This window comes from Ensifer canadensis (assembly GCF_017488845.2).
Taxonomy (GTDB): Bacteria; Pseudomonadota; Alphaproteobacteria; order Rhizobiales; family Rhizobiaceae; genus Ensifer; species Ensifer canadensis.
Window position 1 is genome coordinate 97,747 of record NZ_CP083370.1, and the last position, 22,199, is coordinate 119,945.

Consider the following 22,199-nt stretch of genomic DNA (forward strand, 5'->3'; position numbering starts at 1 on the left):
CGCGGGTGAGATTGCGCGCTGATTTCGCCGTGAAAATCCACAGCTTGAAACCGCGTCGTCGTAAAAATGAAATTTTTTGCCGAGCGGCGCTTGCAATCCCCGAAAGGACCCTTTAGAGAACCGCTCACGCAAGCGGTTCGACCGCTTCAGGCAAGCACCCGTAGCTCAGCTGGATAGAGCACCAGACTACGAATCTGGGGGTCAGGAGTTCGAATCTCTTCGGGTGCGCCAACAATTTCAAAGCCTTAACTGAAGGCGCTTCTCCAGCATTCCCTACAGCGTCGCGCGTCTTATTGGACGCGCAAAGGACGCTGTAGCACTTTGACTTGCCCCCGCAGGCACCAACTCCACGTCGTCCTCTGCGAGGTGTACGATGCAGGATTGCGGCGTCTACGGCAGGTGGCTGAAGCGGGCGACCTGCGCATCCTTCATCAGGCTGCGAAAGTTAGGTCCGGTGACGTGCACCAGTGTCTTGTGGTCGCCGCCTTCGAAATAGACGTCGCTGGCGTCTTCGAGGCTTTCGTCGAGGATCACCGGTACATCGTAGGCCGATCCGATCGGCGGCACCGCGCCAATGTCGCAATCGGCGAAAAGCGAACAGACCTCCTCCTCCGAGGCGAGGCCAAGGCGTCTGTTCATAACACTCTGCAATGTGGAGAGCTCGATCCGGTGCGTACTCGGAACAACGGCGAGGACGTACCCCATTTCGTGGTGTACGACCACGGACTTGGCCAGTCTGCTGCCCGGAACATGCGCGGCGCGCGCCGACTGGCTGGTCGTTGCCGTACGATGGTGCGCGACGGTGTCGTAGGCGACACCCTCGCCGTCGATATAGTCCTGAAGTTTCCTTGCGATAGTCATCGTTGGGCGCCCCTTGTGTTACGTTGTGACGCATAAGAAGACATTTTCCTCTCATCGCCTGCGAAGTCAACGACGAGCCTATGGTCGCAAGCGTGCGCGCGCTTCGGTTGATTGAGCATCCGGCTACGTTTGCGAGGCGTTTTCGTCGGCGCTTCACTAGCGCCGCGATCAAAAAAAACCGCGCTGGTTCTCCGTTCCATCCGATCGTGATGCGCCTCGGCGGAGCCGTAAGAACAGTTGTAATAAATCTATATATTAGTATAATGTAACTTACAGGCTGCGCGCTTGCGTTGCGCCTGATGGGGGCGGAAGAGAGCGATCCGGAGGCGTCTGCGGCGGCCGGAAAAAGGGGGCATCCTCACGATCTTTTGAAGCCTGCGACTGAAAAATGGCCGGTCCGATTCCCATATAAAAGGGAGCCGTACGGCTGATGGAAGGAGGTGCCCGATGTATCGTTATATGATGAAAGAGCTGCTGGTGATCGTAGCCGGGCTTTCCGTCTGCGCTTTCGTGATCCTGTTCTTCCTCGCGAGCGCCGCGCACGGCGTCTAACGCGATCCGCGGGCTGAATGCCCCTGGCGCTTGTGCGCCGTCATGGCGAAGGCGGGCCGAGCAGGTCGAGCGTTCGTCGATCCTCTTCCCCGGCAAAATAGAAACTGAGGGCCTGCCCGAAGACGCTGCCTGTGTTTGCGGCCTTCGAAAACAGCGTCATCGACGAGCGGAATTTCATGTCATCAGGGCTTGCGAAGATTTCGTGTGCCGAACACCCGATCAGCCCGTTGACGGTCTCGGTGCATTCGACAAGCCTGGGCCCGAGGATTGGATGGGCGAGATAGGCCCTGGCCTCCGCGAGCCCGGAGATGGCGAAGCGCTGGGCCATCGGCGAATGCCCGAGGCCCGCAAGCTGGGGAAAGACGAACCACATCCAGTGGGTCTCTTTGCGGCCACGCCGCAATTCGTCGAGCGCTGCGGCATGGACGCGGCCCTGAGCGTCGACAAAGCGCTGCAGCACGAAAGGGTCTGCCATGATCGCTTCTCCCGCCCTGGCGCGCCTGTGTGCCCGCTACAGCGCCGCGCGTCTTATTAGACGTGCAAAGGTCGCTGTAGCACTTTGAATGGCTGCATGTTTTTATCCTTAAATCGAATAGGACTTAAGGAAACATGCAGTCGGGTGGTGTCCGCTGCCGCCGGTCGCGCCCATTGGCGGCGGCCCCATTGGCAGCTACGATACATCCTACCAGCGATGATGAACATGAACCTTGACCAGCCGCTCGTAAAGCGCGGCGATGGCGGCCTTGGCTTTTTCGTCGATGGCAGGCAGCGCGCTGGCAGCCGCATTGGATTGCGCCTGCGTCTCATTGCGGGCGCCAGGGATGACGACGGACACGGCATCCTGCTCCAGTATCCAGCGCAGGGCGAACTGCGCCATCGGCACGCCTGCGGGCACCAGCGGGCGAAGCTGCTCGACGGCTTCCAGTGCCGTCTCGAAGGGCACGCCTGCAAAAGTCTCGCCGACATCGAAGGCTTCACCGAAGCGGTTGAAGTTGCGATGGTCGTCGGCGGCAAACGCCGTGTCGCGGGTAATCTTGCCCGACAGCAGCCCGGAGGCGAGCGGCACGCGCACGATCACGCCGACATTCTTCTTCCTGGCTTCCGCGAAGAACAGGTCCTGCGGCCGCTGGCGGAAGATGTTGTAGATGATCTGGACGGTGGCAACACCCGGATACTCGATCGCCTTCAGCGCTTCCTCGACCTTCTCGACCGAGACGCCGTAATTGCGGATCTTGCCCTTGGTGATGAGCTGGTCGAGCGCACCGAAAAACTCCGGACGGTAATAGACGTCGGTCGGCGGGCAGTGGAGCTGGACGAGATCCAGCGTTTCGATACCGAGATTGCTAAGACTGCGATCGATGAAGGCTTCGATATTGGCGCCGGTGTAGCCTTCGGTGACATGCGGGTTCAGCCTGCGTCCGGCTTTGGTGGCGACGAACGGCTTTTCGCCGCCGCGCTCCTTCAGGACGGCGGCAATGATCTTTTCAGACCGTCCGTCACCATAGACGTCGGCCGTGTCGACGAGGGTGACGCCGCTGTCGAGTGCGGCATTCAACGCGCGCTTGCCGTCCGTTTCGCTGACGTCGCCCCAGGAGCCGCCGATCTGCCAGGCGCCGAAGCCGATCTCCGAAATCGTCGCACCTGTCTTGCCCAGAACTCTCGTTTTCATGCAGATCATCTCCCTGGCGTCGAAATCGTTTTCGGATTGAATATTATTCGGTTTGCGGGTCGCTTTTATGATGGTTCGATCGGCAAGGGGAAGGCGATCAATCGTCGGTCGAAATGACCGCGCGGCCGCGGCTGAGATCGGTGACCATGGCAAGAATGCCGTCTGCTTCGTCCTTGCGCATGTCGACCGTCATTACCGGCCCCTTGTCGGTGAAGGTTTCGCCTGAGATCGTGACGTCACGGGCAAGAAGGCGGGCCTTGATCAGCGCCAGATCGGCAAAGTCGCAGGCGATGGTGGTGCGTATCGTCTCGATCATTTCGATCTTCTCGGCCGCCCGCAGGCAGAGCGCGGCGGTGCCGCCATAGGCGCGGATCAGGCCGCCGCTGCCAAGCAGGATGCCGCCGAACCAGCGGGTGACCACCACGACGACGCGGTCGAGCGACTGGCCATCGATCGCAGCGAGGATCGGCTTGCCCGCGGTCCCGCTCGGCTCGCCGTCGTCGTTGAAGCGATAGGCCTGGCCGATGCGCCACGCCCAGCAATTGTGGTTGGCGGTGGGATCGGAATGCTCAGCAAGGAAAGCCTTTGCCGCCTGCTCGTCGGGCACGGGCGCGCAGATTGCCAGAAACCGGCTCTTCTTGATTTCCTGCGTCGAGGTTTCTGTGTGCTTGAGGGTGAACATCCGCTGCTTCCGTTTGTTCAACGCTGATAGCGGATTGCTGCCAAATGCGCCATCCGGCGCACGCAGGTAGCGCGGTCGTCAAAGTCCGAAGCGGCGGACCGGAGCAATGAGAACTGATTTATCCCTCTCCCCCGTGGGGGAGAGGGCCGTACTTGTTGATGCAGGCCGGCTCAGCCGATCGCCATCAGGCTGGCATTGCCGCCGGCAGCGGCGGTGTTGATCGAGGTAGACACCTCTTCCAAGAGCCAGTTGAGGCAATAGGCGTCGGGGTTGCGGCCGATCTCGTCAGTCGAGGCGGCCTGGACCAGAACCAGCGGACCCGGCAGGCCGGCGATCACCTTGTTCACCTCACGCACACGCTCGCCGTCGCCTTCGACCAGTGCACCGGCGAAGGGGCCGTCCGCCGACCAATCCTTCGACCAGGACAGGCGGGTGGAAACACTTGCCGGCAAGGTCTTCAGCGAGGACTGCAGGCCCGACGCCGCGTCGATGACGACGGTGTTGCCGGTCGCCAGTGCCGCGCCGAGCTGGCGATAGAGGCCGGTCTCGGTGGCTGGCACCAGGAGCACGCGGCCGCGAGGATGCAGCGCATAGAGGTTACGCTCGCCAACCGGGCCTGGAAGCTCGGAGATGAGGCCGAGGGCCGAGTTGCTGCCGGCTGTGCGGGCGGCTTCGGCTTCCGCCTTGACACCCTTGCCGTCGAGCCATTTGGCGAAGTCGAGCAGCGCCGGATCGGTGTGGACGGAGCTGTGCTGCGGCGGCACCGGGGCGGTGGCGACGAGGCGGCCGAGATAGAGCGGACCGCCTGCTTTCGGGCCGGTGCCCGAGAGGCCACGACCGCCGAAGGGCTGTACGCCGACGACAGCGCCGATGACGTTGCGGTTGACGTAGAGGTTGCCGGCCTTCACGCGAGACGTGACGTGGGCAATCGTCTCGTCGAGGCGGGTGTGCAGGCCGAAGGTCAGGCCGTAGCCCGTCGCGTTGATATCGTCGATCAACCGGTCGAGATCGTCACGGCGGTAGCGGATGACGTGGAGAACGGGACCGAAGACCTCGCGCTTGAGGTCGGAGAGCTTTTCGAGCTCGACAATCGTCGGCGGCACGAAGGTACCGAGTTCGGTACCGGACGCGAGGCCGATCTGCTCGACCTTGCGACCCATGCCGCGCATGGTTTCGATGTGCTTCTCGATGATCCCCTGCGCTTCCGCGGTGATGACAGGGCCGACGTCGACGGAAAGCTTGTCCGTGCGGCCGATCTTCAGTTCGTGCAGCGCGCCCTTCAGCATCGCGAGGATGCGGTCGGCGACATCTTCCTGCAGGCACAAGACGCGCAGCGCCGAGCAGCGCTGGCCGGCGCTGTCGAAGGCCGAGGCGATCACGTCGCCGACGACCTGTTCGGCGAGCGCCGAACTGTCGACGATCATGGCGTTCTGGCCGCCGGTTTCGGCGATCAGCGGGATCGGCCGGCCCGACGGCGACAGCCGGTCGGCCAGCTGCGCCTGGATGAGGCGTGCGACTTCGGTCGAGCCGGTGAACATCACGCCGGCGATTTCAGGCGCGGCAACCAGTGCCGCACCGATGCGACCGTCACCGGGCAGGAGCTGCAGCGCGTCGGCCGGAATGCCGGCTTCGTGCAGGATGCGCACGCCCTCGGCGGCGATCAGTGGCGTTTCTTCCGCCGGCTTTGCCAGCACCGGGTTACCTGCGACGAGTGCTGCGGCAATCTGGCCGGCAAAGATCGCCAGCGGGAAGTTCCACGGGCTGATGCAGACGATTGGTCCGAGCGCCTTATGAGCAGGACCGAGTGTGCGGCGGGTCTGTTCGGCATAGTAGCGCAGGAAGTCGATCGCTTCGCGCACTTCGGCGATGGCGTTCGGCAGCGACTTGCCGGCTTCGCGCACGATCAGGCCGAGCAAAGTCGGCATGCGGGCTTGCATGATGTCGGCTGCACGCACGAGGCAGGCTGCACGCTCTGCCGGTGAAACCGCCGACCAGCTCGAGGCGGCCTTCGCGGCAAGGCTTGCGGCCTGGCGGGCGTCCGCTTCCGATGTCTCGGTGACGGCGCCGACGATATCGCGGTGGTCGCCGGGGTTGACGACCGGGCGGGTCTCGCCCGATGCAGGACCGGTTGCCAGTTGCGGCACCGCGCGCCAGTCGATGGCAGCACTGGCCTTGAGCGCTTCGGTTAGCGATGCGAGCGAGGTTTCGTTGGAAAGGTCGAGACCACCGGAGTTCGGGCGTGCATCGCCGAACAAACCGACCGGCAGGGCGATCTGCGCGTGCGTCGCGCCGACGACAGGCATGGCGCGCACGATGTCGACCGGATCGGCAACCAGTTCGTCGATTGAGACCTTCGGGTCGGCGATGCGGTTGACGAAGGAAGAGTTGGCGCCGTTTTCAAGCAGGCGGCGCACCAGGTAGGCCAGCAGCGTCTCGTGCGTGCCCACGGGCGCATAGATACGGCACGGCCGGTCGAGATTGCCCTTGCCGACGACTTCGTCGTAGAGCGGTTCGCCCATGCCGTGCAGGCACTGGAACTCGTACTTGCCGACCTGGAAGTCCTTGCCGGCCAGTTCGTAGATGGTGGCGAGCGACTGAGCGTTGTGGGTGGCAAACTGCGGGAAGATCACGTCGGTTGCTGCCAGCAGCTTGCGGGCGCAGGCGATGTAGGAAACGTCGGTGTAGATCTTGCGGGTGTAGACGGGGAAGTCTTCCAGGCCGTCGAGCTGCGCGCGCTTGATCTCGGCGTCCCAATAGGCGCCCTTGACCAGCCGGACCATGATGCGGCGGCTCGCGCGGCGGGCGAGGTCGATGATGAAGTCGAGCACGAAGGGGCAACGCTTGCCATAGGCCTGGACCACGAAGCCCATGCCGTCCCAGCCGGCGAGATCCTTGTCGAGGCACAGTTCTTCGAGCAGGTCGAGCGAAAGCTCCAGCCGGTCGGCTTCCTCGGCGTCGATGTTGAGGCCGATGTCGTACTTCTTGGCAATGACCGCGAGTGCCTTCACCTTCGGCAGAAGCTCTTCCATGACGCGGGCCGACTGCGCGCGCACGTAGCGCGGATGCAGCGCCGAAAGCTTGATGGAGATGCCGGGGCCTTCGTAGATGCCGCGTCCGGCCGATGCCTTGCCGATGGCATGGATCGCCGTTTCGTAGTCCTTGTAATAGCGCTCGGCGTCTTCAGCCGTGGTCGCGGCTTCGCCCAGCATGTCGTAGGAGTAGCGGAAACCCTTCTGCTCGAGCGCGCGCGAGCGGCGCAGCGCCTCGTCGATGGTTTCGCCGGTGACGAATTGTTCGCCCATCATCCGCATCGCCATGTCGACGCCGCGGCGGATCACCGGTTCGCCGCAGCGGGCGATCAGGCGCGTCAGCGCGGCCGAAAGGCTGCGGTCGTTGACCGTCGACGTCAGCTTGCCGGTCACGACCAGACCCCAGGTCGCGGCGTTGACGAACAGCGAGCGGCCACCGCCCAGATGCGACTTCCAGTCACCGTCGGAAATCTTGTCGCGGATCAGCGCGTCGCGCGTTGCCGTGTCGGGAATGCGCAGCAGCGCCTCGGCCAGGCACATCAGCGCCACACCTTCCTGGCTCGACAGCGAGTATTCGTGCACCAGTCCTTCGACGCCGGAACCTTTATGTTTTGCGCGCAGGGCCTCGATCAGCTTGCGGGCGGTTCTGGCGGCTGCCTTCTGTGTCTCGGCCGGAAGCGTTGCTGCTTCGACGAGCGGCGGCAGCGCTTCGGTTTCCGGCCGGCGGTACGCGGCGGTGATCGCCTGGCGCAGCGTGCCTTGCGCGCGGATCGGCGGTGCGAAGTCGGCAAAGGGGGCCGGGGCCGCATCGGCCTTTGGGCTGGATTTTTGAAGCTGGGTCTGGCTCATCGAACGCGGTCCTCCGGAAGGCGGTGACAAGGCGCAATGCGCCTTGGATTTCGTGGGCAGAAAATACGCGTCGTCCCGCCGAACATCCATCCGGCAAATTTCGTCATTCTCGGAATGTTTCACTATCGCAGTGCCGGCAAACCGATGGGGATACGGAATGTAGGCTTGAGTGCCGGATGATCCGAAGTTCTACGCGGCCTGCCCGAAGTGCCGTTCGCGCGCCATCAGACACTCGTCGTCACCGGGCATGCAGGTGCGACAGACGATCGGCCTCACAGCGTAGATCTTGCAGGCGACATGCACCCCGAGCTTGCCGCCGAGTGCCGTGCAACGGTTGTCTTCGCAGCGCATGCCGCCGAGGTCGGCGGCGACGTACTCTTCCGGTATCAGGTCGAGTTCCTCGTCCGTCTCCATCGAGAATCGCGGCCAGTCGGAGGAGTAGGCGCAGCAGGCGCCGCAGCTCTGACAGTCGAGGATTTCATCGGTGGCGGTGGTTTGGGTCATGGGCCAACCTAGCATGAAGGCCCGGCGGCCGGAATGCCCCTCATACCAATCTGCACGGATATTGGCCCACTGCGTGGGACCGTCTGCGGTCGTCCGGGAAGGAGCGGACCTTAGAGCGATGCCTGGACATCGGTCGAGGATTGCGAGGCTGCCGGTGGCCGACAGGCGGCCCATCCGAAGGGCCGGGCGCTTTTGGCCTCCTGATAGCGTCGACAATCCTCACCGGACCGCGTGGTCCGGCTCCGGTTTTCTCCTTACAGGAAACCAAAATCGCGCCGGCTCAATGGGTCAATATCCGTGCAGGTTGGTATCAGGCGAAGGCAGCGTCCCGGCGGGCGATTTCGTAATCCTCGGTATGAACGAGAACGCCATCCTTCGTCACCACGGCAATGCCGTAGGCTGCTGGTTCATCGACTGAGAGCGAGGCATCCGGCGCATCGAACGGCATCGGCTGCTGGTGCACCGGGCTCTTGAAGACAGAGAAGGGTATGCCGCGGCTGGAACCGCTGATCGTGCGGTGCACATGGCCGGCGAAGATGTGGCGCACATTGCCGTGGTTCTTCACGAGCGCATAAAATTCCACTTCGTTGACGAGGCGGATCATGTCCATGCCGGTGAAGCCGGTGGCGTGCGGGGGATGATGCATGAAGATGAGCACCGGCCTGTCGCCGGCTTCTGCCAATTGGCGATCGAGCCAGGTAAGGCGTTTCTGGCACAGGAGCCCGGCATGGCTGTTGGGGTAGTCGTAGGGCGGCGCAAACAGCGTGTCGAGCAGGATCGCCCGGCAATCGCCAAAGTCGACCACTTGCTGCACGAAGCCATCGTCGTCCGTTACGGCGTCTGCAAAGACGTCGAGAAACACGTCGCGCCGGTCGTGGTTGCCGATCATGATGGCGGCCGGAGGCAGCAATTGATCGGTCAGCGTTTTCAGCCGCTCGTAGGAGGCGCGGTCGGCATGATGCGCGAGGTCGCCGGTGAAGATCACCCGGTCGGCATCCGCGTGGTAGCGGTTCACATGTGCGATACCGTTGGCCAGGCGCTGGTAGGGATCGAGGCCGATGATCGTCGTGCCCTCGGGCACCATGTGCAGGTCGGTAAAGATAATCAGTTTCGTCATTACATTTCCAGGCGAGGGGTGTCTTCCCGCCACGCTGTAGTGCGCCCGGCTGCACGTCAAGCTGCATCTTTGGGGGGAACCTGTCGGGACATAACGCGGACCGACCGGTTGAGGTCGGCTCGCAATGCGTCACTTGATGCGGCTGGTCTTGTCGAGCATGGCCGTCTCGAAATTGCTGCCGCCGCTGAGTTCGGCGAACTTGCGCTCAGCAAAGGCGTCGCCCTCGGCCGCGGCTTTGCGGAAGATGGCGCGCGCGGCCGATGAATCCTTGGTTACGCCTTCGCCGGTCTCCAGCATCAGGCCGAGATTGACCATCGCGTCGACATTGCCGCGCTCGACGGCGAGGCGATAGAAGCGCGCGGCCCTGGCGTTGTCTTCCGGCACCAGCTTGCCTTCATCCAGGATGACCGCGAGGTTGAATGCGGCGATGTCATCGCCGGCGAGCGTCGCCCGCTCGAACCATTCGATGGCGAGCTTGCCGTTGGCGGCGGTGCCCATGCCGTCGCGGTAGGCGACGCCGAGATTATAGGCAGCGAGGATATTGCCGGCTGCGGCGGCTTTCTGGTTGAGCGCGAATTCGGTCTTGATGTCGCCCTGTTCGCCGACAAGCACCGCATAGTTGGTCATCGCCAGCGCATGGCCGTGTTCGGCCGCTTCGCTGAGGATGCGCAGCGACTGGATCTTCTGGCCGGCCTTGTCGAGCACGCGGGCCAACTGGAACTCGATGCGGGCGCCGGCATGCTGGTTATAGGCCTCGCGGCAGGCCGAAAGGGCGATACCGATCTTCATGTCCTCGGTCGCAACTGCCGGGAAGGCCTGGTTGCGCTGCAGGTCGAAGATGCTGCCCGCCTCGCGGTCGCAGATGTCGACGGCCGAAAGTTCTGCCGCACGGGCGGGAGGAAGCGCGATTGCCGCAAGCGCCAGGAAGCTGACGATGGCGAGAAGCAATGCGTTGAAGATGCGAATGCCTGTTTTGCGCTGATTTTCCATGATGCTCTCCCCGTCTCTTGACGCGAACTTAGCCCGGTGGGTTCGCACTGCCTGTTCCGGCGGTAACAGCCGGATTGCTGGGGCTCTGGCGAAGTGGAGAGGTGGCAAGGAACGCACCATTGCGCGTTCGGCTTGTTTCCGCTGATATCGGGGATATCCTTTGGGAAAGCCGGACGCTCGAGGGCTCGAACGCGTCGAACAGGGAGAAGGACCATGATGGACCGGGAGCTGGTGCGGCAGATGCTGGTGAGCAGGCGCGTCGTCGTTGGTGGCCTGTTGTTGGCGGCCATGAGCGGCGGCGTGGCAACGACCATGGCGAGCCCGGTGATCGGCAAGGCAACGGAAATCCGCGGCGACGTTCGTCGTCGACAGACTGAGCAGGAAGAGGCTCTGGCTGTCGGTGCGCAGATCTTCGACAACGATCATGTGCGCACCGAGGCCGAAAGTTTCGCAACCCTGGCGCTTGGTGCCGACACCCGCGTCCTCTTGGGTGCTGAGACCGATCTGCTGGTCGACAGCTTCATTGCCGGCCAGGGCGGTACGCTCGAACTCGGCATCGGCCGAATGGTATTCGACCGCCCCGAGGGGCTGCCCAAGGTCGATGTTGCCGTCAGGACCGCTTTCGGCATGATCGGCGTGCGCGGCACCAAGTTCTTTTGCGGCCCGAGCCGTGTCGCCTTCGCCGTCTTCGTCGAGCATGGCAGCGTTGCGGTCGCCGCGGGCGGCGTAACGCAGATTGTCGCTGCGGGGCAGGGCGTCGAGTTCCGACAGCGAGGCGACGCGCCGAGCGACCCCGTCAACTGGGGACAGGCGCGGATCCGGGAAGCCTATGCCAGTGTTGGCCAACAGTAGCGTCGGCAGCACCACGAGGAGCAATTCTCTGCCTCAATCGATGCCGACCATGGAATTCTGCAGTGGCGCTACACCTGTTCAGGGTCGGCGACTGTGAAGAGTTCCATCGTGGCAAAGCCGCGGATTTCATGGCTGCCGAGCGAGCGAAGCCGTTGCTTGCTTTCAGCTGCTGCAGCCGGGCCGACGCAGATGGCCGTGCCCAGAAATTTGTTTGCCTCCTGCAGTCGCGCTGCAAGGTTGATGGCGTCGCCATGGGCGGTGTAGTCGAGCTTGCCGCCGGCGCCGACTTCGCCAAGCACCGCCTGACCCGTCTCGACCCCGATGCGCGTGCGCCCGAAATCCCGTGCGGCAAACTGCGGTCGCCTGCGCATTTCTTCGGTCAACGCATGGATTGCCTTGGCGCATTCGATTGCCTTGTCGACATGATCGGCCAGATCCTCCGGCGCGTTGAAGAAGGCGTGCACGGCGTCGCCGACCACCTTGTCGACCATGCCGCCATATTGCGCTACCAGCCCGTTGACCTCGGTAAAATAGATATCGAGCAGGGCGATGAGGTCGCGCGGCCCGAGTTTTTGCGAAAGCGTCGAAAAGCTCTCGATGTCGGTGAACAGCGCCGTCACCGCCCGTTCCTCGCCCGCAACCCGGGCAGCACCTGGATTGTCGATGTAGCGCGCGACGACGGATTGCGGCAGGTATCGCGAGAATTTTTCCCGCGCCGTCGCTTCCGCCCGCCTGACATGGGCGAACTGCAGCGTGCTGGTCACTGCCAGCACGGCAGCAAGTGCGACTGAAATGCTCACTGCATCGACGAGCCAGCCGCTGGTGCGGTAGATCGCGGCAGTCGCCGCGACGACGACGGCAACCGCGACGATGCCGAGCACGGCCGATGTCATCGGCCGGAGCCTTGCCGCGCCATAGGCGGCGGCAATGCCCGCTGCCAGCGAGAACAGGGCCTCGATGACGGGAAGCCGCGCGTCACGCCGTGGAATGAAACCGGTGGCGATCGCATTGGCGATATCGGCATGGATCTGAACCGAGGGCTCGAGCGGCATTGAGGCGCTCGGCCGGAGGCCGCCGAGATTGGGCAGGCTGCTGCCGATGAAGACGAGTTTGCCCGCAAACCTGTCGCTGCCTGCTTTCCCTGAGAGAACGTCGGCTGCCGAAATGGTCCGGGCGGCGATCAAGTCAGGGGTGCTCGCGACGAAGCGCAGGCTGCCGGTATCGTCGAGTGTGATCACCTGCCTGTCGAGCCGCAGCCAGGCTGGGTCGCCGCCGAGTATCGGCGTTCCTGCACCCATCATCAGCCGCGTCGCCTCGATCGCAAGCGTCGGATAGGCCTCTTCGCCGAGAACAGCGAAAGCCTGCACCCGTCGGATACGGGCATCCTCGTCGCCGACAAGAAATGATGCGGCCGCCGCCTTGGCGTGATCCATGAAGGAAGGGCAGGAGGTTTCCGCGCCGTCGAGGAACCAGAGTTCCGGTGCTGCGAAGGGGCGGCTCAACGCCAGTGGCGGAGCCGGGCGAGGGCGCTCCTGCAGCGTATCGGCAATGAGAAAGCCGAGAACGACGGGGGTCTTCGAAAGCGCTTGCGAAAGCGATGTATTGCCTGGCAGCTCTGCCGCACAATCGGAACTGAAGACGAAGTCGACGGCGATGACCTTGGCGCCGGCCACGGTCAGTCCGGATAGGAGTTCGGCGGTTGCCGCCCTGTCCCAGTCTCCATCAGGCCGGGATTGGTAGGCCGCCCGGTCGATATCGACGACGACGATGTCGGGCGATTGCGGTGACGGCACCCATTGCATCAGGCGGTCGAAGAACAGCTCCCGCTGCGTTTCGAATACCGGTTCCGCATAGAAATAGAGTGCCAATGCGACGATCAGGCTCGTCAGGATCCCGCCGGCGAGCGGAGTGAAGCGAAATTGCCGGCGAGGTTGCACGGTCATGCCGCCTAATCCTCTTCAGGATCGGCGATGCTCAGCAGCCGGCCGACCTTGCAGGCGATGATCCCTTCTCCCCGCTTGATGGCGCCGCTCTCCTCTAGCCACAGAATGGCCCGGTTGACCTTGGGGCGACTGGCGCCGAGAACGCCGGCGATATCCGTCTGGCTCATCGTCAGCCGCAGATTGGCGCTTTCGGGAAGCTCGTTGCCGTGGATCTGCCGGAGTGTGGCCAGGAAGAACCGCGCAACGCGGGCGTTGAGGTCATAGAGCGCGATGGTTTCCAGCCGCTCGGTGGTGTCGCGCAGCTGGGCGCAGAGAAAGCGGATGACGGACTCAGCTGCCGCCGGCCGGGTAGTGACCATATCGAGAAACGCCTTCTTGCCGATCACGTAGCCTTCGGACGCCGTCTGCGCCGTGGCGTCTGCCGACCGCGTCTGGCCGTCGAGCACCGCCATCTCGCCGAAGATCGCGCCGGCTTCATGCTGGCGCAGCATCAGTTCGCGGCCCTGCGGTGTGATCAGAGAAAGCTTGATGCGGCCCGATATGACCACGATCATATAGTTGCCTTCGTCGCCACGCTGGAAGATCACCGTGCCGGCCGGCCACTTTCGATAGGTGGCGATATCGGCGAGATCCTCGATCGTTTTCTTGTCGAACCCTTCGAAGATCGCGAATGAGTGCCAGAAGGCCGGGCTCCTGTTGATTTCGTTCATGAGATGCCCCCGCGCGGCGTCCCCTGCCGCGCCTGAATTTCACCCAGCAGCCCCGTCCTTGCAACAGAAAAGAACACTTGTGGCCGAACCAGCGCTCGCTAGGACGAAAAGCACTGCACAGACTGGGCCGCGGCTCAAATGTCGGTTGACGATAAATCCCGGTTGTCTCTACGTTGTGAACGATCTGTCGCCGGGCGTGCGGCTAGATGAATTTGAAAATGCTGATACTTCTGCTGCCAACACTCGTTTCTCACAGGAGCCTCGCATGTCTCAGAATGTCGTCGTCCTCATCGGGCGCATTCTCCTTTCGATCATGTTCATCACCGCTGGCTTCGGCAAGCTGACTGATCCCGCCGGCACCGCCGGAATGATTGCTAATGCCGGCTGGCCGGCAGCAACCGCGCTTGCCTATCTCGCCGGCGCTTTCGAGCTGATCGGCGGTCTTGCCGTTCTGGTCGGCTTCCAGACGAAGATTGCAGCCTACCTGCTGGCTCTGTTCTGCCTGGTCACCGCCTTCGTCTTCCACAGCGGCGCAATCAACATTCCGACGTTCCCGCCGGAAGCCAACGGCCTGCTGAGCGTCTTCAACGGCCTGATGATGATGAAGAACATCTCGGTTGCCGGCGGCTTCCTGGTGCTTGCCGCCTTCGGCCCGGGCGCACTGTCGATCGACGCACGTCGCGCCTAAGACATTCCAGACATGAAACGAAAAAACCCGCCGGTTCCGCCGGCGGGTTTTTCGTTTTGTCGCCCGATCCGTCAGGGATAGATCACGCCCTTGCGCAGGATGACGTTGCCGTAAAGCCGCGGTTCGCTGGTCTGCACCACCGTGTGCGCCGCTTGCACCCGCGGATAGAATTCCGGGCCGAGCAGGGGCACGACCGTTCGTGCCGGCTCATGCCTGCCGCAGCAATCAATGATCTCCCGGTGGACGGGATCTAGCGCGTCCCGGTCCTGCTTGACTGTAGCGCGGAAGATCGCCGCCGGCACGAAATCGTCGATCGGCATCACGCTGAGAATGGCGTCCAGCACCGGGATCAGCCCGTGGCCGTCGAGCCGAACCAGCCGGCGAGCATGTTCCTGGCCGGGATAGTTGCCGTCGACCAGCGCAATCTCGTCGCCATGGCCCATTGCCCTAAGCGTCGCCAGCAATTCGGGGCTGAGGATCGGGTCTATGCCTTTCAGCATCAGCTGAGCTCCTTGAAGAGGACGTTGGTGTCGAGCAGGTAGCGGGAGAACAACGGCAGGCTCGCGCCGCCGATGGCGCGGGCATGGCTGCCGACCAAACCTTCGACCAGTTCCGGGATCGTCACGCCCTGCAGGTCGAGGTCGTAGAGCGCCTTGCGCGTTGCCGTCAAAAGCCGGGCGCGGACCCAGGGCGGGAAGCCGCCGTCGATGACAACGGCGGAGAAGTCGATGATCGAGGCGGCGGAGACGACCGCCTGGGCAAGGGCTGCCGCACTGTCGTCGATCCAGATCGTGAGTGGCTCACCGAAATCGATCCAGTCGTCGGCCGAATACCACAGCGGCTTCGGATCGATGCCGCGTTCGCGCAGCAGGTTTTCGAGCACGAAGACCGAGGCGATCTTCAGGAGCTGGATGGTCTTGCCGTCCTTGCCGGAAACCGGCAGCGGGCCGACGGCGCCGGCGGTGCCGGTGCGGCCGGAAAAGAGCGCGGAATTGATGACGATGCCGCCGCCGATGAACGAGCCGATGTAGAAATAGACGAAGTCGGGATAGCTGGCGCCGACGCCGAAGGCGAGTTCGGCGCCGCAGGCGCTGGTGCCGTCATTCTGCAGGAACACCGGGTGGCGGGTGCGTTGGGCCACGATCGCCTGCAGGTCCACCTCGCGCCACCGGTTCATTTCTTCCCGCGGGGCGCCGACTTCTTCCGCCCAGTTCCACAGTTCGAAGGGCGTGGCGATACCGACCCCAGCGATGCGCTTGCGCTCCTCTGGGCTCAGTTGCGCCTCGAGTTTCTCGATGCCGCCGACGATGAAGTCGACCAGTTCGCCGGGCAGCGGATAGGCATGGATCTGGTGCAGGTGCAGGCGGATATTGCCGACGAAATCCATCAGCACCAGGTCGGCACTTCGACGCCCGATCTTCACCCCAAAGGAAAACACCGCATCCGGGTTGAGCCGCATCGGCGTCGACGGCTGGCCGACACGGCCGCGCACCGGCGCGCCGCGCACCAAGAGGCCATCGCTTTCGAGCGCCCGCATGATGACGGAAACGGTCTGCGCCGAAAGGCCGGAGCGTCTGGCGATATCCGCCTTCGACAGCTCGCCGTGACGCCGCACCAGCGACATCACCAGCCTCTCGTTGTAGGCGCGCACGCGCGTCTGGTTCGCCCCGCCGCTCGGGTCGATGACCTCAGGTTGTATCGGTCCCCTGTCGGGGCCGTCTGTCAATGACATGCCACCGTCTCCTCCCGTTGGCATTGGTGCCCGCTTGGCGCGGGTCTGTTGTTTCCGCTCTGGGCGGACCTGTCAATTTGCGCGACGGCCCGGATGGCCTCGGATCGCTGTTATCCAGAGAATGCCACATCGAAATAATAATTCAATTTGATTTATTTATTGACACCCCCGAAATTTAATGTTTGTTTTTGATCCGGAAGCGCCTGCTGCAGCAGAGGAGAATGCTGTGGCGGCGAGGCCTGGGCCGGTCCACCGGCACGTTTTTCATCCTTGGGAGGATTACATGAAGAAGACTGTTCTCTCCGCCGCGTTCGGCGTGCTGTCGCTCGGCGTCGTTTTTGCCGCTCCGGCACAGGCCGCCGATATCGGCGCCTGCCTGATTACAAAGACCGATACCAACCCCTTCTTCGTCAAGATGAAGGAAGGCGCTACCGCCAAGGCCCAGGAACTCGGCGTCACGCTGAAGTCCTATGCCGGCAAGATCGACGGCGACCATGACAGCCAGGTGGCTGCGATCGAATCCTGCATCGCCGATGGCGCCAAGGGCATCCTGATCGCCGCTTCCGACACGAAGGCAATCGTCGACCAGGTGAAGAAGGCGCAGGAGGCCGGTCTTCTGGTGATCGCGCTCGATACGCCGCTTGATCCGGCCACCGCCGCCGACGCGACGTTCGCTACAGACAACCTGCTCGCCGGCAAGCTGATCGGCCAATGGGCCGCCGCCACGATGGGCGAGGGCGCCAAGACCGCCAAGGTCGGCTTCCTCGATCTGATACCGTCGCAGCCGACCGTTGACGTCCTGCGCGACCAGGGCTTCATGATCGGCTTCGGCATCGACCCGAAAGATCCTAACAAGATCGGCGACGAGGATGATGCCCGCATCGTCGGCCACGACGTCACCAACGGCAACGAAGAAGGTGGCCGCAAGGCGATGGAAAACCTTCTGCAGAAGGATCCTGATATCAACGTGATCCACACCATCAATGAGCCGGCCGCCGTCGGCGCCTACCAGGCGCTGAAAGCCGTTGGCAAGGAAAAGGACGTGCTGATCGTATCGGTTGACGGCGGTTGCCCCGGCGTCAAGTCGGTGGCCGAAGGCGTCATCGGCGCGACCTCGCAGCAGTATCCGCTGATGATGGCGGCGCTCGGCATCGAGGCGATCAAGAAGTTCGCCGACAGCGGCGAAAAGCCGAAGCCGACCGAAGGCAAGGACTTCTTCGACACCGGCGTTTCGCTCGTCACCGACAAGCCGGCTGCCGGCGTCGAATCGATCGACGTCAAGGTCGGCACGGAGAAGTGCTGGGGCTGATCGCTCCCGTTCTTCGAACGCATGAGCAGCAACGGAAGGGCGGCCCGGGCCGCCCTTCGCGTAAGCGTCGATGTCTTTGACAAGGCGACGAAAACCGCGCAGCTTCTTGAATGAGTGCTGATGCCCGCCACATGGTGGGCGGGCTGTGCACCAGATTGCATCGCAACCCCTTGGGAGTGGGGTTCACCGGAGGAAGGTCCATGGGCGAGCCCAACGCAGCCGCACAGCCATCCCAGGAATTCGAAAAGGTCCTGGTCAACAGTTCGACGCAGGTCGCGTCGTTCGACACACATGACAAGACGCTGATCCAGAAGATCCAGCATTTCCTGCATTCGACGCCGGCGGCTGTGCCGTTCATCGTGCTCGTTGCAGCGATCCTGATCTTCGGTCTGACGATCGGTGGAAAGTTCTTCTCGTCCTATACGCTGACGCTGATCCTGCAGCAGATCGCCATCGTCGGCATCCTGGGGGCCGCGCAGACCCTGGTCATCCTGACGGCCGGCATCGACCTTTCGATCGGTGTGATCATGGTGCTTTCGGCTGTCATCATGGGCAATTGCGCCGTGACTTACGGCCTTCCGGCGCCGATCGCGATCTTCATCGGCTTCGTCGTCGGCGGTGCCTGCGGCTTCCTCAACGGCTTCCTCGTCTCCAGGGTCAAGCTTCCGCCGTTCATCGTCACGCTCGGCACCTGGTACGTCATCATGTCGACGAACTTCATCTACTCGGCAAATGCGACGATCCGCGAGGCCGATGTAGCGGCCGTCACCAAGATGCTTCACCTCTTTGGCGTCAGCTTCAAGGTGGGATCCGCCGTCTTCACGCTCGGTGTGGTGATGATGGTCGTGCTGGTCCTTGGCCTCTGGTACGCGCTCAACCATACGGCCTGGGGACGCCACCTTTATGCCGTCGGCGACGATCCTGAGGCAGCGAAGCTTTCCGGTATCCGCACCAGCCGCGTGCTGCTCAGCGCCTATACGCTCGCCGGCCTGATTGCGGCACTCGCCGCCTGGGTCTCGATCGGCCGCAACGGCTCGATCTCGCCTTCGGCAGCGGTCACCGACTACAATCTTCAGGCCATCACCGCGGCCGTAATCGGCGGCATCTCACTCTTCGGCGGGCGTGGATCGATCCTTGGAACGCTGATCGGCGCGATGATCGTCGGCGTGGTCTCCATGGGGCTCAACATGTTGGGCGCCGATCCGCAATGGAAAGTCTTCCTCACCGGCGTGCTGATCATCACCGCCGTCGCAATCGACCAATGGATCAGAAAGGTAGCAGGCTGATGGCTCAGGAACCCATTCTCACCGCGCGCGGCCTGGTCAAGCGTTATGGCCGAGTTACGGCTCTCGACTATGCCGATTTCGACCTCTACCCGGGCGAGATCCTGGCCGTCATCGGCGACAACGGCGCCGGAAAGTCCTCGATGATCAAGGCGATCTCCGGCGCCATCACGCCGGATGAGGGGGAAATCCGGCTCGAGGGCCAGCAGATCAACTTCCGCTCGCCGATGGAGGCGCGCACGGCCGGCATCGAGACCGTCTATCAGAACCTGGCGCTGTCACCGGCGCTCTCGATCGCCGACAACATGTTTCTCGGCCGCGAAATCCGTAAACCCGGCATCATGGGCAAGCTTTTCCGCACGCTCGACCGTGCGGAGATGGAGAAGCGGGCGCGGGCAAAGCTGTCCGAGCTCGGCCTGATGACCATCCAGAACATCAACCAGGCGGTGGAAACGCTTTCGGGCGGCCAGCGCCAGGGCGTGGCGGTGGCGCGAGCCGCAGCCTTCGGTTCCAAGGTGGTGATCATGGACGAGCCGACGGCAGCCCTCGGCGTCAAGGAAAGCCGGCGGGTGCTGGAGTTGATCCTCGACGTGCGTTCGCGCGGCCTGCCGATCGTGCTCATCTCGCACAACATGCCGCATGTGTTCGAGGTGGCCGATCGCATCCACATCCACAGGCTTGGCAAACGCCTCTGCGTCATCAATCCGAAGGAACACACGATGTCTGATGCCGTCGCCTTCATGACCGGCGCGAAGGAGCCGCCGCGCGAGGCGCTCGCCGCATGAATGTCGGGCCGGTGGTTGATCAGATCCTCGAACGGGCGGCTGGAGCCGCCCGTTTCGTCGTGGCGATTGCCGGCCCGCCGGGTGCCGGAAAATCCACCCTGTCCGACGCGCTTGCCGAAGCGCTGGTAGCTGCAGGAGAAATGGCGGCGGTGCTGCCGATGGACGGCTTTCACATGGACAATGCCGTGCTCGAAGAGAAGGGCCTGCTTGCCCGCAAAGGTGCGCCGGAAACCTTTGATGTCAGGTCGTTCCTGGCGACGATCGCTGCGGTCAGGGCCAATGACGGCGAGGTGCTGGTGCCGGTCTTCGATCGCTCGCGCGAACTGGCGATCGCCTCGGCGCGTGTTGTAGCGGCCGATACCCGCATTATTCTCGCCGAGGGCAACTATCTGCTGCTCGACGAGGCGCCCTGGAACAAGCTTGCCGGTGCCTTCGATTTCTCCATCTTCATCAATCCCGGCATCGAGGAACTGGAGCGGCGGCTTTTGAAGCGCTGGTTCGACCACGGCTACGACGAGGAGGCGGCGAAGCGAAAAGCCCATGGCAACGACATCCCCAACGCGCATCGTGTGGTCGAGCATCAGCGACGCGCAGATGTCGTGCTTGCGGATTTCTGAGCGATGGTCGGATTGCGGATTGTGTTTGCGGGCGCATTGGTGATATCGAGACGCGGTTTCACCACATGAGTAACCGCCCAACACCCGCACCTGCCGGCTGCAAAGCTGCGCGCGCGGATCGGGCGCGAGCACCGGGAGGGGGATCAGGAAAAGTGTACGCGGTTTTCCGCCTGCATCCCGCCCTGACTTAGGAGAACGCTGACCATGCAAGACCTCGTTATCCGCCGGCCGGATGATTGGCACCTTCACCTGCGCGACGGCGACATGCTGAAGGGCGTCATCGCCGACACCAGCCGCCATTTCGCCCGCGCGATCATCATGCCCAACCTCGTGCCGCCGGTCGTCACCGCGGCCGACGCTGCTGCCTATCGCGAGCGCATCCTCGCGGCCATCCCGGCAGGCGACCGGTTCGAGCCGCTGATGACGCTTTATCTCACCGAGGGCACGAACCCCGACGACGTCGAGGCCGGCCACAGGAGCGGCCTCGTCAAGGCAGTCAAGCTCTATCCGGCTGGCGCGACGACGAATTCGCACAGCGGCGTGCGCAACATCGATGAGGCGATGCCGGTGCTCGAGCGCATGGCGAAGATCGGCCTGCCGCTCTGCTTGCATGGCGAGGTCACGACATCGGACGTCGACATCTTCGACCGCGAGGCCGTGTTCATCGACACCGTGCTTGATCCCTTGCGCCAGCGCCTGCCGGAACTGAAGGTCACGATGGAGCACGTCACCACCAAGGACGGCATCGACTACATCAAGGCGTCGAAGGCCAATCTCGCCGGCTCGATCACCACCCATCACCTGATCATCAACCGCAACGCCATTCTCGTCGGCGGCATCAAGCCGCACTACTACTGCCTGCCGGTTGCCAAGCGCGAAAACCACCGTCTGGCGCTGCGCGCTGCCGCCGTCTCGGGCGACAAGCGCTTCTTCCTCGGCACCGACTCAGCACCGCATGTCGATCCGCTGAAGGAATGCGCCTGCGGCTGCGCCGGCATCTACACCTCGATCAACACCATGAGTTGCCTGGCGCATGTGTTCGAAGAGGAGGGCGCGCTCGACAAGCTCGAAGCCTTCGCCTCGCTGAACGGTCCCACCTGGTATGGCCTGCCGGTCAACGAGGAGACGATCACGCTCAGGAAGCAGGCAGAAGCCGTGACCTATCCCAAGAAGATCGAGACCGGTGCCGGTCCGGTCACCGTTTTCGATCCGATGTTCCCGCTGCACTGGGCCGTCGCCTGATCGTTTGGAATTTTGAAGGAGAGTTTGATGTTTTCCAATGCGTTCACCGACAAGGCCGTGATGGCCGAGCTGGTCGCCAAGATGCTCTGGGAGATCAAGGCGGTGCATTTCAGCGCCGACAAGCCCTATAAGCTCTCGTCCGGAATGGCGAGCCCGGTTTATATCGACTGCCGCAAGCTGATCTCCTATCCGCGCATCCGTTCGGCCGTTATGGATTTTGCCGCGGCATCAATCCTGCGCGAGGCGGGCTTCGAGCAGTTCGACGTCGTCGCCGGTGGCGAGACGGCGGGTATTCCCTTCGCGGCGATGCTGGCCGAGCGCCTGGGCCTGCCGATGATCTACGTGCGCAAGGCGCCGAAGGGTCATGGCCGCAACGCCCAGATCGAGGGCCACATGCCGGAGGGCGCCCGTGTTCTTGTTATCGAGGACCTGACGACCGCCGGCGGCTCGATGTTCAAGTTCATCGATGCGATCCGCGCAGCCGGCGGCATCGTCGACCACGGCATCGCGCTCTTCTATTACGATATCTTCCCGGAGGCCGTCGGCGAGATGAAGGGCAAGGGTGTCGACCTGCACTGGATCGCCACATGGCGCAACGTGCTTGCCGTTGCCCGCGAGCAGGCGCTGTTCGACGACGAGACGCTTGGCGAAGTCGAGGCCTTCCTCAACGACCCGCTGGCCTGGTCTGGCCGCAATGGCGGCGTCAGCGCGCTTGCCGCCCAATAGTCGGCGACACCCTGGGATTTCGTCGAAAGTCATTGAAATCAGTTGAAATGTCTTCAGGG

Annotated in this window: 20 protein-coding genes and 1 tRNA gene; 9 read left to right on the forward strand and 12 right to left on the reverse strand. The window is 63.2% G+C overall.

From position 1 onward, the window contains the following. Positions 1-154: 154 nt before the first annotated feature. Positions 155-231, forward strand: a tRNA-Arg gene (locus tag J3R84_RS00470). A gap of 159 nt (positions 232-390) precedes the next feature. On the opposite strand, the gene J3R84_RS00475 is transcribed toward J3R84_RS00470, so the two are convergent. The 8 genes from J3R84_RS00475 to J3R84_RS38990 all read right to left on the reverse strand — a co-directional run bounded on the left by J3R84_RS00475 (position 391) and on the right by J3R84_RS38990 (position 10,253). Next, the gene (locus J3R84_RS00475; RefSeq protein ID WP_025425755.1) at positions 391-861 is read right to left on the reverse strand and encodes an aminoacyl-tRNA deacylase; all 471 of its coding nucleotides are present in this window, start codon (positions 859-861) and stop codon (positions 391-393) included. A 592-nt stretch (positions 862-1,453) separates the two neighbouring features. Continuing rightward, positions 1,454-1,891: a DUF1810 domain-containing protein gene (locus J3R84_RS00480; RefSeq protein ID WP_198956827.1), complete on the reverse strand. Its 438-nt coding sequence runs from the start codon at positions 1,889-1,891 to the stop codon at positions 1,454-1,456. Positions 1,892-2,095: 204 nt separating this feature from the next. Continuing rightward, the gene (locus tag J3R84_RS00485) at positions 2,096-3,082 is read right to left on the reverse strand and encodes an aldo/keto reductase (RefSeq protein WP_025425758.1); all 987 of its coding nucleotides are present in this window, start codon (positions 3,080-3,082) and stop codon (positions 2,096-2,098) included. 97 nt (positions 3,083-3,179) lie between these two features. Beyond that, positions 3,180-3,764, reverse strand: coding sequence for an IMPACT family protein (locus J3R84_RS00490; RefSeq protein ID WP_025425759.1), 585 nt, complete (start codon positions 3,762-3,764; stop codon positions 3,180-3,182). Positions 3,765-3,934: 170 nt separating this feature from the next. After that, positions 3,935-7,642: a trifunctional transcriptional regulator/proline dehydrogenase/L-glutamate gamma-semialdehyde dehydrogenase gene (gene putA / locus J3R84_RS00495; protein WP_025425760.1), complete on the reverse strand. Its 3,708-nt coding sequence runs from the start codon at positions 7,640-7,642 to the stop codon at positions 3,935-3,937. 189 nt (positions 7,643-7,831) lie between these two features. Beyond that, entirely contained in the window at positions 7,832-8,146 is a 315-nt protein-coding gene (locus tag J3R84_RS00500) for a YkgJ family cysteine cluster protein (RefSeq protein WP_025425761.1), read from the reverse strand. Between the two features lie 310 nt (positions 8,147-8,456). Beyond that, positions 8,457-9,263 carry a 2', 3'cyclic nucleotide phosphodiesterase SpdA gene (gene spdA, locus J3R84_RS00505; protein ID WP_025425762.1) on the reverse strand — a complete coding sequence of 269 codons (807 nt, stop codon included), beginning with the start codon at positions 9,261-9,263 and terminating at the stop codon, positions 8,457-8,459. A 129-nt stretch (positions 9,264-9,392) separates the two neighbouring features. Then, positions 9,393-10,253, reverse strand: a complete 861-nt coding sequence (locus J3R84_RS38990) for a tetratricopeptide repeat protein (RefSeq protein WP_025425763.1) — start codon at positions 10,251-10,253, stop codon at positions 9,393-9,395. A gap of 231 nt (positions 10,254-10,484) precedes the next feature. On the opposite strand from J3R84_RS38990, the gene J3R84_RS00515 reads away from it, so the two are divergent. After that, entirely contained in the window at positions 10,485-11,105 is a 621-nt protein-coding gene (locus tag J3R84_RS00515; protein ID WP_203527391.1) for a FecR family protein, read from the forward strand. A 68-nt stretch (positions 11,106-11,173) separates the two neighbouring features. Here the strand turns inward: J3R84_RS00515 and J3R84_RS00520 are convergent, their stop codons facing one another. Both J3R84_RS00520 and J3R84_RS00525 read right to left on the reverse strand, forming a co-directional pair. After that, positions 11,174-13,048 carry a CHASE2 domain-containing protein gene (locus J3R84_RS00520; RefSeq protein ID WP_203527349.1) on the reverse strand — a complete coding sequence of 625 codons (1,875 nt, stop codon included), beginning with the start codon at positions 13,046-13,048 and terminating at the stop codon, positions 11,174-11,176. A 5-nt stretch (positions 13,049-13,053) separates the two neighbouring features. Continuing rightward, on the reverse strand, positions 13,054-13,758 hold the full coding sequence (locus J3R84_RS00525) for a Crp/Fnr family transcriptional regulator (RefSeq protein ID WP_025425766.1): 705 nt from the start codon (positions 13,756-13,758) through the stop codon (positions 13,054-13,056). Positions 13,759-14,023: 265 nt separating this feature from the next. On the opposite strand from J3R84_RS00525, the gene J3R84_RS00530 reads away from it, so the two are divergent. Next, positions 14,024-14,446 carry a DoxX family protein gene (locus tag J3R84_RS00530; protein ID WP_025425767.1) on the forward strand — a complete coding sequence of 141 codons (423 nt, stop codon included), beginning with the start codon at positions 14,024-14,026 and terminating at the stop codon, positions 14,444-14,446. 71 nt (positions 14,447-14,517) lie between these two features. Here J3R84_RS00530 and J3R84_RS00535 read toward each other — a convergent pair whose 3' ends face one another. Together J3R84_RS00535 and J3R84_RS00540 are read right to left on the reverse strand one after the other, a co-directional pair. Beyond that, positions 14,518-14,946 carry an RbsD/FucU family protein gene (locus J3R84_RS00535; protein WP_025425768.1) on the reverse strand — a complete coding sequence of 143 codons (429 nt, stop codon included), beginning with the start codon at positions 14,944-14,946 and terminating at the stop codon, positions 14,518-14,520. Next, on the reverse strand, positions 14,946-16,178 hold the full coding sequence (locus J3R84_RS00540) for an ROK family transcriptional regulator (protein ID WP_025425769.1): 1,233 nt from the start codon (positions 16,176-16,178) through the stop codon (positions 14,946-14,948). The genes J3R84_RS00535 and J3R84_RS00540 overlap by 1 nt, the downstream gene beginning before the upstream one ends. Before the next feature lie 283 nt (positions 16,179-16,461). On the opposite strand from J3R84_RS00540, the gene J3R84_RS00545 reads away from it, so the two are divergent. The 6 genes from J3R84_RS00545 (at position 16,462) to J3R84_RS00570 (ending at position 22,140) form a co-directional block, all read left to right on the forward strand. Beyond that, positions 16,462-17,487 carry a sugar ABC transporter substrate-binding protein gene (locus J3R84_RS00545; RefSeq protein WP_025425770.1) on the forward strand — a complete coding sequence of 342 codons (1,026 nt, stop codon included), beginning with the start codon at positions 16,462-16,464 and terminating at the stop codon, positions 17,485-17,487. A 200-nt stretch (positions 17,488-17,687) separates the two neighbouring features. Next, entirely contained in the window at positions 17,688-18,773 is a 1,086-nt protein-coding gene (locus J3R84_RS00550; protein WP_025425771.1) for an ABC transporter permease, read from the forward strand. After that, a complete protein-coding gene (locus tag J3R84_RS00555; protein ID WP_025425772.1) occupies positions 18,773-19,555 on the forward strand; it encodes an ATP-binding cassette domain-containing protein in 783 nt (260 codons plus the stop codon). The genes J3R84_RS00550 and J3R84_RS00555 overlap by 1 nt, the downstream gene beginning before the upstream one ends. After that, the gene (locus J3R84_RS00560; RefSeq protein ID WP_025425773.1) at positions 19,552-20,172 is read left to right on the forward strand and encodes a nucleoside triphosphate hydrolase; all 621 of its coding nucleotides are present in this window, start codon (positions 19,552-19,554) and stop codon (positions 20,170-20,172) included. The genes J3R84_RS00555 and J3R84_RS00560 overlap by 4 nt, the downstream gene beginning before the upstream one ends. A 204-nt stretch (positions 20,173-20,376) precedes the next feature. Beyond that, the gene (gene pyrC, locus J3R84_RS00565) at positions 20,377-21,414 is read left to right on the forward strand and encodes a dihydroorotase (protein ID WP_203527351.1); all 1,038 of its coding nucleotides are present in this window, start codon (positions 20,377-20,379) and stop codon (positions 21,412-21,414) included. 27 nt (positions 21,415-21,441) lie between these two features. After that, a complete protein-coding gene (locus J3R84_RS00570) occupies positions 21,442-22,140 on the forward strand; it encodes an orotate phosphoribosyltransferase (RefSeq protein ID WP_025425775.1) in 699 nt (232 codons plus the stop codon). The last annotated feature ends 59 nt before the right edge of the window (positions 22,141-22,199 follow it).

Coding starts and splice junctions, on each gene's coding strand:
- J3R84_RS00475 (WP_025425755.1), bottom strand. CDS start 861: ATGACTATCGCAAGGAAACTTCAGGACTATATCGACGGCGAGGGTGTC.
- J3R84_RS00485 (WP_025425758.1), bottom strand. CDS start 3,082: ATGAAAACGAGAGTTCTGGGCAAGACAGGTGCGACGATTTCGGAGATC.
- J3R84_RS00490 (WP_025425759.1), bottom strand. CDS start 3,764: ATGTTCACCCTCAAGCACACAGAAACCTCGACGCAGGAAATCAAGAAG.
- putA (WP_025425760.1), bottom strand. CDS start 7,642: ATGAGCCAGACCCAGCTTCAAAAATCCAGCCCAAAGGCCGATGCGGCC.
- J3R84_RS00500 (WP_025425761.1), bottom strand. CDS start 8,146: ATGACCCAAACCACCGCCACCGATGAAATCCTCGACTGTCAGAGCTGC.
- spdA (WP_025425762.1), bottom strand. CDS start 9,263: ATGACGAAACTGATTATCTTTACCGACCTGCACATGGTGCCCGAGGGC.
- J3R84_RS38990 (WP_025425763.1), bottom strand. CDS start 10,253: ATGGAAAATCAGCGCAAAACAGGCATTCGCATCTTCAACGCATTGCTT.
- J3R84_RS00520 (WP_203527349.1), bottom strand. CDS start 13,048: ATGACCGTGCAACCTCGCCGGCAATTTCGCTTCACTCCGCTCGCCGGC.
- J3R84_RS00525 (WP_025425766.1), bottom strand. CDS start 13,758: ATGAACGAAATCAACAGGAGCCCGGCCTTCTGGCACTCATTCGCGATC.
- J3R84_RS00530 (WP_025425767.1), top strand. CDS start 14,024: ATGTCTCAGAATGTCGTCGTCCTCATCGGGCGCATTCTCCTTTCGATC.
- J3R84_RS00535 (WP_025425768.1), bottom strand. CDS start 14,946: ATGCTGAAAGGCATAGACCCGATCCTCAGCCCCGAATTGCTGGCGACG.
- J3R84_RS00540 (WP_025425769.1), bottom strand. CDS start 16,178: ATGTCATTGACAGACGGCCCCGACAGGGGACCGATACAACCTGAGGTC.
- J3R84_RS00545 (WP_025425770.1), top strand. CDS start 16,462: ATGAAGAAGACTGTTCTCTCCGCCGCGTTCGGCGTGCTGTCGCTCGGC.
- J3R84_RS00550 (WP_025425771.1), top strand. CDS start 17,688: ATGGGCGAGCCCAACGCAGCCGCACAGCCATCCCAGGAATTCGAAAAG.
- J3R84_RS00555 (WP_025425772.1), top strand. CDS start 18,773: ATGGCTCAGGAACCCATTCTCACCGCGCGCGGCCTGGTCAAGCGTTAT.
- J3R84_RS00560 (WP_025425773.1), top strand. CDS start 19,552: ATGAATGTCGGGCCGGTGGTTGATCAGATCCTCGAACGGGCGGCTGGA.
- pyrC (WP_203527351.1), top strand. CDS start 20,377: ATGCAAGACCTCGTTATCCGCCGGCCGGATGATTGGCACCTTCACCTG.
- J3R84_RS00570 (WP_025425775.1), top strand. CDS start 21,442: ATGTTTTCCAATGCGTTCACCGACAAGGCCGTGATGGCCGAGCTGGTC.